Annotated in this window: 14 protein-coding genes; 9 read left to right on the top strand and 5 right to left on the bottom strand. The window is 64.6% G+C overall.

The window, feature by feature from the left end; genetic code table 11:
• The first annotated feature begins 4 nt into the window (after window positions 1-4).
• From G513_RS0104860 to G513_RS0104830, 7 genes are all read left to right on the top strand, one after another.
• Window positions 5-589: an SCO family protein gene (locus G513_RS0104860; protein WP_245563065.1), complete on the top strand. Its 585-nt coding sequence runs from the start codon at window positions 5-7 to the stop codon at window positions 587-589.
• Window positions 590-610: 21 nt separating this feature from the next.
• Entirely contained in the window at window positions 611-1,516 is a 906-nt protein-coding gene (gene asd, locus G513_RS0104855; protein ID WP_022975698.1) for an archaetidylserine decarboxylase, read from the top strand.
• Window positions 1,513-2,421, top strand: a complete 909-nt coding sequence (locus tag G513_RS0104850) for an AAA family ATPase (protein WP_022975697.1) — start codon at window positions 1,513-1,515, stop codon at window positions 2,419-2,421. Before asd ends, G513_RS0104850 begins: the two co-directional genes overlap by 4 nt.
• 43 nt (window positions 2,422-2,464) lie before the next feature.
• Entirely contained in the window at window positions 2,465-3,415 is a 951-nt protein-coding gene (locus tag G513_RS0104845; protein ID WP_051144353.1) for a DUF58 domain-containing protein, read from the top strand.
• A gap of 5 nt (window positions 3,416-3,420) precedes the next feature.
• The gene (locus G513_RS21425) at window positions 3,421-5,463 is read left to right on the top strand and encodes a transglutaminase TgpA family protein (protein WP_084711387.1); all 2,043 of its coding nucleotides are present in this window, start codon (window positions 3,421-3,423) and stop codon (window positions 5,461-5,463) included.
• Window positions 5,464-5,547: 84 nt separating this feature from the next.
• Window positions 5,548-6,966 (top strand): CSLREA domain-containing protein, encoded by a 1,419-nt coding sequence (locus G513_RS0104835; RefSeq protein ID WP_022975694.1) that lies wholly within the window; start codon window positions 5,548-5,550, stop codon window positions 6,964-6,966.
• 241 nt (window positions 6,967-7,207) lie between these two features.
• Window positions 7,208-8,545, top strand: a complete 1,338-nt coding sequence (locus tag G513_RS0104830; protein WP_169560504.1) for a CSLREA domain-containing protein — start codon at window positions 7,208-7,210, stop codon at window positions 8,543-8,545.
• Between the two features lie 147 nt (window positions 8,546-8,692).
• Here the strand turns inward: G513_RS0104830 and G513_RS26365 are convergent, their stop codons facing one another.
• Window positions 8,693-8,824 carry a hypothetical protein gene (locus tag G513_RS26365; RefSeq protein WP_273456632.1) on the bottom strand — a complete coding sequence of 44 codons (132 nt, stop codon included), beginning with the start codon at window positions 8,822-8,824 and terminating at the stop codon, window positions 8,693-8,695.
• A gap of 74 nt (window positions 8,825-8,898) precedes the next feature.
• Between G513_RS26365 and G513_RS0104820 the strand changes: the two genes are divergently transcribed.
• A complete protein-coding gene (locus G513_RS0104820) occupies window positions 8,899-10,302 on the top strand; it encodes a CSLREA domain-containing protein (protein ID WP_022975692.1) in 1,404 nt (467 codons plus the stop codon).
• Between the two features lie 58 nt (window positions 10,303-10,360).
• Window positions 10,361-10,864 (top strand): choice-of-anchor Q domain-containing protein, encoded by a 504-nt coding sequence (locus G513_RS0104815; protein WP_022975691.1) that lies wholly within the window; start codon window positions 10,361-10,363, stop codon window positions 10,862-10,864.
• 78 nt (window positions 10,865-10,942) lie between these two features.
• Here G513_RS0104815 and G513_RS0104810 read toward each other — a convergent pair whose 3' ends face one another.
• From G513_RS0104810 to G513_RS0104795, 4 genes are read right to left on the bottom strand one after another with little or no spacing between them, the layout of a single operon-like run.
• Window positions 10,943-12,178: an MFS transporter gene (locus G513_RS0104810; protein ID WP_022975690.1), complete on the bottom strand. Its 1,236-nt coding sequence runs from the start codon at window positions 12,176-12,178 to the stop codon at window positions 10,943-10,945.
• Window positions 12,171-12,689 carry a hypothetical protein gene (locus G513_RS0104805; RefSeq protein ID WP_022975689.1) on the bottom strand — a complete coding sequence of 173 codons (519 nt, stop codon included), beginning with the start codon at window positions 12,687-12,689 and terminating at the stop codon, window positions 12,171-12,173. The genes G513_RS0104810 and G513_RS0104805 overlap by 8 nt, the downstream gene beginning before the upstream one ends.
• Before the next feature lie 19 nt (window positions 12,690-12,708).
• On the bottom strand, window positions 12,709-13,194 hold the full coding sequence (gene rimI, locus G513_RS0104800) for a ribosomal protein S18-alanine N-acetyltransferase (RefSeq protein WP_245563064.1): 486 nt from the start codon (window positions 13,192-13,194) through the stop codon (window positions 12,709-12,711).
• A 34-nt stretch (window positions 13,195-13,228) separates the two neighbouring features.
• A complete protein-coding gene (locus G513_RS0104795) occupies window positions 13,229-14,062 on the bottom strand; it encodes a uracil-DNA glycosylase (RefSeq protein WP_022975687.1) in 834 nt (277 codons plus the stop codon).
• Window positions 14,063-14,064 lie beyond the last annotated feature (2 nt).

Here is a 14,064-nt window from a genome sequence, read left to right as displayed (position 1 = left end):
AATCGTGGCGTTCGCGGTGCTGGGCGGCATCTTCAGCGGGATGTTCCTGCTGCGTCCGCAGGTGGTCGAGATCAGCTCCGGCACCTTGCTGAAAACACCGAGAGTCATCGAACCGTTCGTGTTGACCAGCGCCACCGGCGCGCCGTTCACCAACGCCGATCTCGCCCATCACTGGACCCTGGTGTTCGCCGGCTTCACCTTCTGCCCGGATGTCTGCCCGACCACGCTCGCCGAGCTGAAAGCCGTGCAGGCCAAGCTGGGCGACGACGCTGCGAAAGTCCGCATCCTGTTCCTGTCCGTCGATCCGGGCCGGGACACGCCGGAGAAGATCGCCAGCTATCTCAAGTTCTTCAGCCCGGATTTTCTCGGCGCCACCGGCGACGATGCCGCGCTGGAAACGCTGGGCAAGAACCTTGGCTACGTCTACGCAAAGGTGCCGGGCGCGACCCCGGATAGTTACACCGTCGATCACTCGACCGCGCTGATCCTGATCAACCCGCAGGGCCAGGTGGCCGGCTATCTGACGCCGCCGTTCAAGCCCGATGCGATGGCCGCAGACCTGCGCAAATTGGTCGCCCAATCGAACTGACTTCGAACTGATCTCCGATCCATGACTACGACCACCACCGCACCCGCTTCCGACGCCAGCCTCGGCGACCATCTGTTCGCCGCCGTGCAGCGCTGCCTGCCGACGCGGGCGCTGTCGGCGCTGATGTACAGGATTGCCGAGATCGACAGCCCGGGCTTCAAGAACGGGTTCATCAAGGCCTTCATGCGCGGTTACCCGATCGACCTCAGTGAAGCCGAGCGGGAAACGGTCGAGGAATACCGGCATTTCAATGATTTTTTCACTCGCGCGCTGAAGCGCGGCGCAAGGCCGATGCCCTCGGACCCGAACCTTCTGGCCAGCCCGGTCGATGGCCGGATCAGCCAGCTCGGGGCGATCCGCGATGGCCGGATCTTCCAGGCCAAGGGCCACGACTACACGGCTGCCGAACTGCTGGCCGACGCCGAACTCGCGAAAGCCTTCGACGGCGGCAGCTTCGCGACCATCTATCTGGCGCCGCACAACTATCACCGCGTGCATATTCCCTTCGGCGGCAAGCTGCGCTCGTGGACCTACGTGCCGGGCCGCCTGTTCAGCGTCAATCCGGCGACGGCGCGAGCGATGCCCAGGCTGTTCTCGCGTAACGAGCGGATGGTCGCAATCTTCGATACCGCGTTCGGGCCAATGGCTGTGGTGATGGTCGGCGCGCTGTTCGTCGGCGGGGTCGAAACCGTCTGGGGCGGGCGTCTGACACCCCCGCACAGCCGCGCCGCGACGCCGTTCCACCATCAGCCGGATGCCACCGTGGCGCTGGCTCGTGGCGATGAGATGGGCCGCTTCCACATGGGCTCCACCGTGGTGTTGCTGGCACCGCGGGGCGCGCTGGACTGGCAAGCGAACCTTGCGGCCGGCGACACGTTGCGCCTGGGTCAGCCACTGGCCCAGGTCCTGCAACACGCCGTGGCATGAACCCAGATCTGCAGCCCGTCCTCAGCGCCCTTGCCGGCATCGTCCTCGGCAAGGAGCGTCAGCTCAAGCTTGCCCTCGCCTGCCTGCTCGCCCGCGGCCATCTGCTGATCGAGGACGCGCCGGGCGTCGGCAAGACGACGCTGGCCCTGGCCCTGGCCCGAGTCTTCGGCCTGCATTTCCAGCGCGTGCAGTTCACCAGCGATCTGCTGCCGGCCGACATTCTCGGCATGTCGATCTACGAGCCGGGGGCGAGCAGCTTCCGCTTCCACGCCGGCCCGGTGTTCTCGGAAGTGGTACTGGCCGACGAGATCAACCGCGCCAGCCCGAAGACCCAGAGCGCGCTGCTGGAAGCGATGGAAGAGCGGCAGGTGACCTCGGACGGCATCACCCGCAGCTTGCCTGATCCGTTCTTCGTCGTCGCCACGCAGAATCCCGGCGAACAGATCGGCACCTACGAGCTGCCGGAATCTCAGCTCGATCGCTTCCTGATGCGCCTGTCGCTCGGCTATCCGTCTCGCGATGCCGAGCGCGCGCTGCTCAACGATCCGGAGCGGCGTGACCTGCTCGCTGGCCTGTCGCCGGTGCTCGGTGCCGCGCAGTTGCGCAGCTTCCAGCAGCAGGTGAAAACGGTCCGCACCAGCCCGGCACTGATCGACTACCTGATGGCCCTGCTCCGCGCGACCCGCGAACACCGCGCGCTGAAGCATGGCCTGTCCCCGCGCGCCGGCCTGGCGCTGAAACATGCCGCCCAGGCCTGGGCACTGCTCGAAGGCCGTTCCGGTGTCATTCCGGAGGACCTGCAAGCCGTGTTTGCCTCGGTCGCCAGCCATCGCCTGAGCGCCGTCGAGCGCGGCGACACGCGGCTGATCGCCGACGAGATTCTGGCGGCGGTGGCGATTCCGTGATCCGCCTCGCCGCTCCGCGGATTCCGGAGCCGCGATGAACCCGATGAGCAGACTGCGCCGGCGCTTCCAGAACTGGATCGCCACCCGCACGCCACGCGTGCCGGGGCCGTGGACGATCGGCCGGCGGCGGGTCTACATCGTGCCGACGCGCTATGGCTACGGTTACGGCCTGCTGCTGTTCGTGATGCTGCTCGGGGCGATGAACTACTCGAACAGCATGGCCTTCGCGCTGACCTTCCTGCTCGCCGGCATCGGCCTGCTGGCGATGCATTACACGCACGGCAATCTGGTCAATCTGAGCATTGCCGCGCAGGGCTCGGAACCTGCGTTCGCAGGCGATACGGCGCAGTTCTCGATCCGCCTCGACAACCCCAGCCGCAGCCCGCGTCACGCGCTGACCATCGCCTGGCAGGATCAAGCGCCGCTGGCCTATGCCGATGTGTCGGCCGACAGCAGCGCCACGCTGAGTCTGGCGCTGGCCAGCACGAAACGCGGCTGGCTGCCGGCGCCGCGCTTCGCGGTGGCCACGGAATTTCCGCTCGGCCTGTTTCACGCCTGGACCTGGGTCGAGCTGGACCTGGCCTGCCTGATCTATCCGAAGCCGGCTGCGGAAGGCACCGCACCTCAAACCAGCGGTCACGGCGATGACGGCCGATGGGCCACGCAGCGCCCCGGGCCGGACGAGTTCAGCGGCTTGCGCAGCTATCAGGCCGGCGATGCCTTGCGCAGCATCCACTGGAAAAGCCTGGCCCGGAATCCGCAGCCGCTGGTCAAGCTGTTCAGCGACAACCAGGCCGATGAACTCTGGCTGGACTGGCAGACGCTGCCAGCGTCCTGGGGTCCGGAACAGCGCCTGGCCCAGCTGTGCCGCTGGGTGCTCGATGCCGATGCCGCACAACGTCAATACGGCCTGCGACTGCCTGGTGGCAGCGTGTCGCCCGCGCTAGGGGCTCAACATCGGCACACCTGCCTCGCGGCGCTGGCGCTGCATTGATCACCATGGCGAAGAAGAAGCCATCGACGATCGCCGATCTGCTGCCCCGCGCCGCGCTGCTGCGGCTGCTGGTGGTGCTCAGCTTGCTGCTGGCACCGCATCTGCAACGTCTGCCGATCTGGGCCGCCATGCTGGTGGTCGGCATCGTCGCCTGGCGTACGGCCGCTGCCTATCGCGGCTGGCCGATGCTGCCCGGCTGGATGCGCGTGCTGCTGACCTTCGGCGCCTTCGCCGGCGTTTACGCGAGCTTCGGCCGGGTCAGTGGCCAGACCGCCGGAGTCGCGCTGATCACGGTGATGGCCGCGCTGAAGCTCACGGAGCTACGCGCGCGCCGCGACACGATGGTCATGGTGTTCCTGATGTACTTCATGCTGATCACCCACTTCCTGTTTTCGCAGGAGCTGTGGACAGCGGCTTACCTGCTGGTGATGACCGCGCTGATCACCGGCGTACTGATCGACGCCAACCACCCGGGTAGCGCCTTGCCGCTGCGCGACAGCCTGCGGATGAGCAGCGGCATGGTGCTGCGCGCACTGCCGCTGATGCTGCTGATCTTCGTGCTGTTCCCACGCATTCCCGGGCCGATCTGGGGTTTGCCGTCCGATGCTGGTGCCGCGCGTTCGGGTCTGTCGGACTCGATGGCGCCCGGCGAGATATCCAGCCTGATCAACTCCGAAGCGGTGGCCTTCCGGGTGCGCTTCGAGGGCGCCGTGCCGCCGGCCAGCCAACGCTATTGGCGCGGGCCCAGCTTCGCCCGCTTCGACGGCCGCAAGTGGGACAGCGGCATTCGCCCACCGGAAGCCGAGGACCCGGTCGCCGAACTGTCCGGCCCGGCCTACAGCTACGAAGTGGTGCTGGAGCCGAACCGCACGCCTTGGCTGTTCGCGCTCGATCTGCCGTCACGAGTCGGCCTGCCATCGGACGCTCGCCTGAACGCCGATTACCAACTGGTGCTGACCCAGGGCGAGCTTCGCGATCGGCGGCTTTATCGGCTGAGTTCGCATCCGCAATACCGTCTGCAAACCCGGCTGCCGGACCGGCTGCGAACGCAGATGCTGCAACTGCCGAAGAACTCCAATCCGCGTGCCCAGGCGCTGGCCCGGCAGTGGCGCGATCAGGGGCTCAACGATGCCGCGATCGTCAGCACCGCGCTGCAGCGCTTTCGAACCGGCGACTACAGCTACACCTTGCGGCCGCCGAGCCTGGGCCGGAACAGCGTCGACGAATTCCTGTTCGACACCCGGCGCGGTTTCTGCGAGCACTACGCCTCCAGCTTCGCAGTACTGATGCGCGCTGCCGGCATTCCCGCGCGCATCGTCACCGGCTACCAGGGCGGCGAACCGAACGCAATCGGCGATTACTGGATCATCCGCCAGAGCGATGCCCACGCCTGGACCGAAGTCTGGCTGGCCGGCCGCGGTTGGCAGCGCGTCGATCCCACTGCGGCGGTAGCGCCGGAAAGAGTCGAGCGCGGCATCGGCAGCGCCTTGAGCGACACCGACCTCCCCGCCTTCCTCGACCCGACCCAACGCCAGGGTTTCCGCTTCAATCTGCAGGCCCGCTGGGACTGGGCCAACGCGCAGTGGAATCACTGGGTGCTCGGCTATGGCCCGGAACTGCAAGCCGACTTCCTGCAACGCTTCGGGCTCGGCGACTGGCACGACATGATCCTGGCGCTGACTATCCTGATCACTGTCGCGCTGACCGGTCTTGGCTGGCTGCTGCTGCAGCAGGCGCGGGTTCATCGGCCTGTCGATGCTGCGCAGCGCGCCTGGCATCGCCTGCAGCAGAAGCTTGCGCGCATCGGTCTGATTCAAGGTGATGACGAAGGGCCACGCGATTACGTCTCGAGAGTGATCGCAATGCGTCCGGAACTGGCGCCGACGCTGATGCCGGTATTGGCGTTGTATCTCCAGTTGCGCTATCTCGACGAGGCCGGCAGCGGACGGCAACGCGCGCTGGAGCGAGCTGTAAATGTTTTCACAATCTCTCGACAGACACGAAGGCAAGCTGCGAACAAGCTGGGCAGCGCGCTCAACCGTCGGTAGATCGGTGAGGGATCGCTGATCGGGCCGCCTGCAAGATTGCTGGAGCATCAGAAGGCCGTGTCGCACCCATTCGGGAGAAGCAACATGATCATCGGATTAGCCGCAAGGGCACGTCACTGTGCCGCCAGCGCGCTGCTCGGCGTCGCGCTGCTGCCATTGCCGCCTGCATTGGCTGCCAACCCCGACCTGATCGTCACCAAATTCACCGACGGTCTCGATGGCAGTTGCGACGCCGATTGCTCGCTGCGTGAGGCGGTGCTGCTCGCGAACCAGACTCCCGGCGCCAGCCGGATCGTTCTCGCCGCCGGTACCTACCGATTGAGCATCCTGCCCGATGAAGACCCCGACCCAAGCTCGGAAGGCTTCATTGACGACGACGAAAACCTCAACGGCGATCTCGACATCAAAGGCACGCTTACCATCGTTGGCCGCGGCATGGACATCACCATGATCGATGCCGGTGGCATCGATCGCATCGCCGAGATGTTGCCCGGCGCAGCCGCCACTTTCAGCAAGCTGACCGTCCGCAATGGATACCAAGCGCTTGGCGGTTCGGGCTTCGACGTCAACGTTGGCGGCACGCTTGGTCTGCAATCTTGCGGAGTGACCGGCAACGTTTCGTTCGCCAACATCTCGAACGCGACTGGCGGCGGCATCGCGAACCGCGGAACGTTGAGCATCGATGCCTCACGGATCGACGGCAATCTGGCAGCTGCCGAATCCCGTCACGGCTTTGGCGGCGGCATCTACAACCTCGGCAGCCTGACCGTACGCGATGCACGCTTCATTCGAAACCGCGCGACCGATGAAGGCGAAACCAGCGAAGGCGGCGCCCTCTACAACGAAGGCACCGCCGACATTCGCCGCGCCACGTTCGAGAACAATCAGGTTTCGGGCAGCGGTTCGGGGGCCGCCATCCTCAATGTCCGCACCGGCACGCTGCGAATCGAGAACAGCACGCTCAGCGGCAACACCAACGCCTTCTCGGACCAGCAGACGGCCGGCGCCATCGAGAATGGCCGCAGCCTGGAGGGAGCGACGGCCTTGGCGAGACTGGTGAACGTCACCATCGCCGGCAATCCTGCCACGGGCCTGATCAACCGCGGCCGCATCTCGATTACCAACAGCATCATTGCCGGAAATGGCTTGCGCTTCATGGAACCCGAGTCCAACGGCGATGACCAACGCGATCAGAACTGCCTGAACGAAGGGGCCGGCGCCCAGTTCTCGCAGGCCGGCCTGCTGCGCGGCACCGATACCGGCAACTGCGCAACGACCTTGCTGGTGCTCAACAGCGACAGCTTCGTAACCGTGCTGCATCCGCTGGCACTGAACAACTGGCAGTCGCCAACGTTCGCGCTGCGCAAAGGCAGCGTTGCCATCGACGCCGCTGTTGGTGCTTGTCCGAGCAGCGATCAGCGACGCGTCATCCGCCCACGTGACGGCAATGGCGACGGCATCGCGGCCTGCGATCTCGGTTCCTACGAGCGCACGCAGCCCTGAACTTTTGATGTATCCGCAGCAGGCATTTTCCTACGCTCCCCGCTTCCCATAAACCGCGCTAAAAGCTTGTTCGGCGGCGGCGCAGTCATCAGCCGCTGGCCATCATCAGCAGAGCAGCCGCGACGTCCGGCCTCTGCATCACTCGGGAGGAAACAACATGAACAAGCGTCTTGTCACTGCCATGCGCCACTGCGCAAGCGGCTTGCTGATCGCCTCAGCCACGTTGCCGCTGCAGGCAGCATTGGCCGCCAATCCGGACATCCTGGTCACCAAGTTCACCGATAGTCTCGATGGCAGCTGCAACAGCGACTGCTCGCTGCGCGAAGCGGTTCAACTCGCCAACCAGACTCCGGGCACCAGCCGGATCGTTCTTGCTGCCGGCACCTACTTGCTCAGCATCGCGCCGATCTACAACGACGTAGCGTCGGAAAATCCGCTGGTCGATGACGACGACAATCTCAATGGCGATCTTGACATCAAGGGTCGGCTGACCATCGTCGGCCGCGGTATCGACGTCACCACCATCGATGCCGGAAGGATTGATCGCATCGCCGAAGTGTTGCCGGGCGCCGTCGCGACACTGAGCAAGCTGACCGTGCGCAACGGCCGCGAACCGTTCCGCGGCGGCGGTCTCGATGTCAATGCCGACGGTACGCTCACCTTGAGTTCCTGCGCCGTGTCGAACAGTTTTGCGAGTGCCGCCTTTGTAGCAGGCCACGGCGGCGGCATCTGGAATGGGGGCACGCTGAATGTCGATGGTTCGCGCATCGACGGCAACAGCTCATTGGCGGGTGAAGGCTTCTTCGGTTCTGGAGGCGGAATCTACAACCAGGGCAACCTGACCATGCGCGATTCCCGCGTCATTGACAACCGTTCCTTTGACGACGACGACCGCGGCCTCGGGGGCGGGATTTACAACAGTGGGACAGCCGACATCCGCCGCTCGAGCTTCGAGAACAACCGGGTTTCGGCTATCGGTTCCGGTGCCGCGATCCTCAATACAGGTATTGGCCAGCTGAGACTAGAGAACAGCACCTTCACCGGCAGTACTAAGGACGGTGCCGGCGGAGAGAGTGTGCCCTCGGCGGCAGTAGAGAATGGCTATTCTTTCGATGGACCGACAATGTCGGCGCGGCTGGTGAACGTCACCATTGCTGGCAATGGAATTTACGGACTGACCAACCGTGGCCGGCTCTCGATCGCCAACAGCATCATTACTGGCAACGGCCCTGTCGAGGATCCAGACACTGGCGTCGATGGATTCGATCAGAACTGCCTGAACGTCGGCACCGGCGCCCAGTTCTCGCAGGTCGGCCTGCTGCGCGGCACGGACACCGGCAACTGTGCGGCCACATTGCTGGTGCTCAATGCCGACAGCTTCGTGACCGTGCTGCACACACTGGCGATGAACAACGGACAGTCGCCGACCTTCGCACTGCGTAAAGGCAGCGTTGCCGTCGACGCCGCCATTGGTGCTTGCCCGTTCACCGATCAGCGTCGCGTCATCCGGCTGCGTGATGGCAATGGTGACGGCATCATCGCCTGCGATCTTGGTTCCTACGAGCGCACGAAGCCCTGATCGGGGTTTCTGATCTGGTCGAACCAAGTCAGTGCAACATCCGGATTGTTTCGCGATCCGGATGCTTCAACCAACTATCTGCCGAACCGCCCCTGCATAGCCTCCGGCACTCGGACCAGCAGCGCGATGCCCCGATGATCAACGTGATCAGCGCCAAGATCGGCGGATCTCGATGATGCAGATGCTGTCAGTCAGCCTGCGCTGCGAGCTGCCATAGGTGTTTTCACCGATTCCCGCCATTATGAGAATCGCGTTAAAAGGCTGGTCGGGCAGCAGCACGGCAAGACAAGCCGCTGACCATCACCAGCAGATCAGCCGCAACGTCGGCCTCTGCAATCACTCGGGGGAAAAACATGAACAAGCATCTCGTCACTGCCGTGCGCCACAGCGCCAGCATCCTGCTGGTCGCCACCGCCGCCCTGCCACTGCAGGCCGCATTGGCCGCCGATATCGTGGTGACCAAGTTCACCGACAGCCTGGATGGCAGCTGCAACAGCGACTGCTCGCTGCGTGAAGCGGTACAGCTTGCCAACCAGACACCCGGTGCCAGCCGGATCATTCTCGCCGCCGGCACCTATACGCTCAGCATCGCGCCGCAGCAGAATCCGGAGGTCGAGGATCCGCTCGTCGATGACGACAACAACGTCGACGGCGATCTCGACATCAAGGGCACGCTGACCATCCTCGGCAAAGGCATGGATGTCACTGTCATCGATGCCGGCCGCATTGATCGCGTCGCTGAAGTGCTTCCGGGCGCAGTGGCCACCCTCAGCAAGCTGACCGTGCGCAACGGCCGCGAACCGTTCCGCGGCGGCGGCCTCGACGTCAATGCCGGCGGCACGCTCAACCTGAAATTCTGCGGCGTGTCGAGCAATCTCTCCAGCGCCGCGTTCGCGCCAGGCTCCGGCGGCGGCATCTGGAACGAGGGCACGCTGAACATCGATACCTCACGTATCGATGGCAATCGCTCGGCAGCAGGCGAAGGCAGCTTCGGCGCCGGCGGCGGCATCTACAACAAGGGTAGCCTGACCGTTCGCGATGCCCGCTTTAGCAGCAACAGTGCATCTGATGACGACGATAGCGGTCTCGGCGGCGCGATCTACAACAGCGGCACGGCCGATATTCGTCGCGCAAGCTTCGAAAACAACGCTGTTTCGGTCAACGGTTCCGGCGCCGCGATCCTCAATACCGGCAGCGGCCAGCTGCGCCTCGAGAACAGCACGGTCAGCGGCAACACCAACCACGAACCCTACAGCGGCGTCGCCGCCGTCGAGAACGGCGGACGTTACGACGGCCCCACCGTAGCGGCACGTCTGGTCAACGTGACCATCGCGGGCAACGAAATCTACGGCTTGGTCAATCGTGGCCGCATCGCGATCGCCAACAGCATCATCGCCGGCAACGGCTTGACCGCGGATCCGGACAATGGCGTCGATCAGCTTGATCAGAACTGCCTGAGCACTGGCACCGGCGCCCAGTTCTCGCAGGTCGGCCTGCTGCGTGGCACCGACTCCGGCAACTGCGCAACCACCTTGCTGGTACTCAATACCGACACCTTCGTGACCGAGTTGTATCCGCTGGCGCTGAATGGCTGGCAGTCACCGACCTTTGCCCTGCGCCCAGGCAGCACCGCCATCGATGCCGCGGTAGGCGCTTGCCCGAGCAGCGACCAGCGCCGCGTGGCACGTCCTCAGGACGGCGATGGCAACGGAACGGCAATCTGCGACATTGGCGCCTTTGAAGTCACGGCCCCCTGAGCGGCGAGCTTTGAACGATCGGTAAAACCGGCAACATCCGGATCGTCTTCTGATCCGGATGTTGCGGGTCGAAGCGCATCGATTCCTGGCCGAGCACCGGCGCGAATCAGAACAGCACGTCGCACCCACGCAGGAGAAACCACATGGTCATCAGATTCGCTCCTTCGGCGCGCCACTGTGCCGTCATTGCGCTGCTGCCGGCAACGGCCTGCCCGGTGATTCGGAAGGCTACGAAAGAGTCGAGCATAACTGCCTGAATGTCGGCTCCGGCGCCCAGTTCTCGCTGGTCGGCCTGCTGCGCGGCACCGACGACTCCGGCAACTGCGCAACGACCTTGCTGGTGCTCAATTCCGACAGTTTCGAAACCGTGATGTATCCGCTGGCGCTTAACGGCTGGAAGTCCCCCACGTTCGCGCTACGCCCGGGCAGCATCGCGATCGATGCCGCGGTAGGTGACAGTTGCCGGAGCACCGATCAGCGCCGCGTGGCACGACCTCAGGACGGTGATGGCAACGGAACGGCAATCTGCGACATTGGCGCCTTCGAAGTCATTGCTCCTTGAGCGGCACGCTTTGAATGCTCGGTAGTCCACGCCGTCTCCGGATCATTGTCCGAACCGGAGGCAGCACGTTGAATCGCATTAATCCCTGATCGGCTCCGGCACTCTAGCCAGCAGCACGATGCCGATGATGAAGAACGCGATCAGCGCCAGGATCGATAGCCGCGGATTGCCGGTGGTTGCGGCGACGATGCCGACCACCAAGGGCCCGAGCACCGCCGCGAACTTGCCGAGCATGTTGTAGAAGCCGAAGAACTGGCCGGCCTGCTCCGGTGGAATCAGCCGCGCGAAGTACGAACGGCTCAGGGACTGCACCCCGCCCTGCACCAGACCGATCGCCGCCGCCATCTGGTAGAACTGCGCCTCGGTCTGCATGAAGTAGCCCCAGATCGTCACCGCAATATAGACCGACAAGCCGAGGTAGATCGCGCGCTTGGTGCCGATGCGGTCGGCCAGATAACCGAAGCCGATCGCCGCCGGGAAGCTGACGAACTGCACGATCAGCAGCGCCTTGATCAGGCTATCCGAAGCGAAGCCGAGATTGAGGCCGAAATCGACTGCCATCTGCGCCAGGGTACCGACGGCGTCGATGTACAGAAAGTACGCGAGCAGGAACATCCATACCGGACGGTGCTGGGAGATCTGGCGGACGGTGGCAAAGATCTCCTGCCAGCCGAACGGCTGCTGGTTGGCGTTGCGGGTTTCCGGCACCCGCAGGAACAGCGGAATCGAGAACAGCAGCCACCACAGCGCCACGCTGATGAACGCGGCGCGCGTCGCAGCAACCTTGTCGGCCAGGCCGAAGACTTCCGGTTTCAGCACCATCGCCACGTTGATCAGGAACAGCAGACCACCACCGAGGTAGCCAAGGCCGTAGCCGAACGAGGACACGCGATCGCTTTCCTCGGGCGTGGCGACACTGACCAGCAGCGCGTCATTGAAAGTCAGGCTGCCGAAGAAACCGATCGAGGCCAGCGCGAACACCACGATCGCCAGATGCCACTGGCCGGCGCCGACGAAGGCCAGGGTGAAGGTCGCCAACGCACCGAGCACGGTGAACACGCCGAGGAAACGTTTTGCAGCACCGAGCCGATCGGCCAGTGCGCCGAGCCAGGGCGAGATCAGCATCACGATCAGCGCGGCGGCGGAATTGCCGAGGCCGAGGTACAAGGTGGCATCGGTGGCATCGACTTCCGTCGCCCAGTACTGCTTGAAGAAGATCGGAAAGAAGCCGACCAGCACGGTCGTCGCGAAGGCCGAGTTCGCCCAGTCGTTGAACGCCCAGGCCCATTGCGCACTGCGTCGCGGTTTATTCACTGTCGTTCCCGAGCGGACTTGCGACCTGTTGTTGCACCACCTCGCCGAGATCGGCGAATACCAGTCCGTCGATCCGCACCTGCGGCCGCGCCTTCAGCAGCGCAAGGTAGGCCGGCACGAAATCCTGCATCGCCTGACGATCGCGGTATTCGAGGATCACCGCGTAGTCCCAGCGCTTGCTGTCGTTGATCACCCCCGTAACGACATCGGCTTCGAGCAGGCGATAGCTGCTGATCCGGCCTTGAGCCAGCAGTTGCGCATCCAGCGCCAGCCAGTTCGCACGCAGAAAACGCAGCAATCGTTCGCGCTGACCGGGCCGGGCGCGCACCAGGCTGATCGCCCAGACCACGTCCGCGTTCGTCGCACTTTCAGGATCGGCTTCATGCGCGGCGACCGTGTTGCCGGCAACCGAAGTAATCGAAGCGGGCTTCTGCAAATGATTCAGCAAGGCCATGCCGGCGGCGCCCATCAGCAGGCCAGCCAGCAGAATGGCCAGCGTGCGGCGCGACATCAGGCGCACGCTGCCCGAATCACAGGATGTCGAAGCCGAGCACCAGCGCGTCTTCGCGGCCGCCCGCGGCCGGGTAATAGGCCTTGCGTACGCCGATCCGCGCGAAGCCTATCCCCTCGTAAAGCTTCAGCGCAGCCTTGTTCGACTTGCGTACTTCCAGCAGCACGATCGACGCCTGAGCCGCGCGGGCGATCTTCATCAAATGCTTCAGCAGCTTCAGGCCGAAGCCGCGCCGCTGCTGGAACGGATCGACGCAGAGATTCAGCACGTGCGCTTCGTCGACGGCCATGCTCATCAGTGCGTAGCCAGCGAGGCGGCCGTCATCGCCGGCCAGCACCCAGGCGCTGTAGCCAGACTTCAAGCAGTCCTTGAAGATCGTTTCGGTCCAAGGAAATTCGTAGGCGCGGCGCTCGATCTCGAGCACCAGCGGCAGCAGCGCCACCTGCATCGGCAGGATCGCCCAAATTTCTTTGGCCTCTTTGGCTTCTTTCGGCAAAGCGCTCACGGCAGGACGTTCGGATGAAATAGTGGAGAGCCGATCAACGAACGGCCGCTTCGGACTTGGCCAGCATCTGGTGCACGCGCTTCAGATCGAGCCAGCTCTTGGCCTTCTCGCCCGGCGAGCGCAGCAGATAGGCCGGGTGATAGCTGATCAGCACCGGCGTCTTCGCGGGCCCATAGGCATGCAGCGGGCCGCGCAGTTTCGAAAGCGGCGCATCGGAACCGAGCAGGCGCTGTGCGGCGATGCGACCCAGTGCCAGAACGAGTTGGGGCTGGATCAGTTCGATCTGGCGATCGAGGAACGGCCGGCAGGCGGCCACTTCATCGGATTCCGGATCGCGGTTGCCGGGCGGGCGGCACTTCACGACATTGGCGATATAGGCATTGCTGGCACGCGCGCGGCCGATGCTGTTCAGCATCTCGTCGAGCAGCTTGCCGGCCTTGCCGACGAAGGGCTCGCCGCGCTGGTCTTCATCGGCACCGGGACCCTCGCCGATCACCAGCAGCGAGGCATCCTGCGGACCGACACCGAACACCGTCTTCGTCCGCGTCTTGCACAGCTTGCAGCGCGTGCAGCTGGCGACGGCTGCGGCGAGCCCATCCCAATCGGCCGGGGCTACGTACGGCGGTGCAACCGGTTCCGGTTCGACGAGCAGCAGCGGTGGTGGCTGCGGACGCGGCGCAGCACGGGGCGCACTCGTTCTCGGTGCCGGCGCTGGCGGAACATCGGCTTCCGGCTGGTCGTAGTCGGCCATCGACGGCGCGTCGAGCACCGACGCCGTGTCTGCCGCGGCGACGCGCGGCGCGCCACGGCGCGCCCAGACCTCGAGGTCCAGCGCTTTCAGCAGGCGAGCGCGGCGTTGGCTTTGCATGG

The sequence above is a fragment of the Nevskia ramosa DSM 11499 genome (genome assembly GCF_000420645.1).
GTDB lineage: Bacteria > Pseudomonadota > Gammaproteobacteria > Nevskiales > Nevskiaceae > Nevskia > Nevskia ramosa.
The sequence above is the reverse complement of the archived record's forward strand: the minus strand, read 5'-3'. Positions and strand labels throughout refer to the sequence as shown.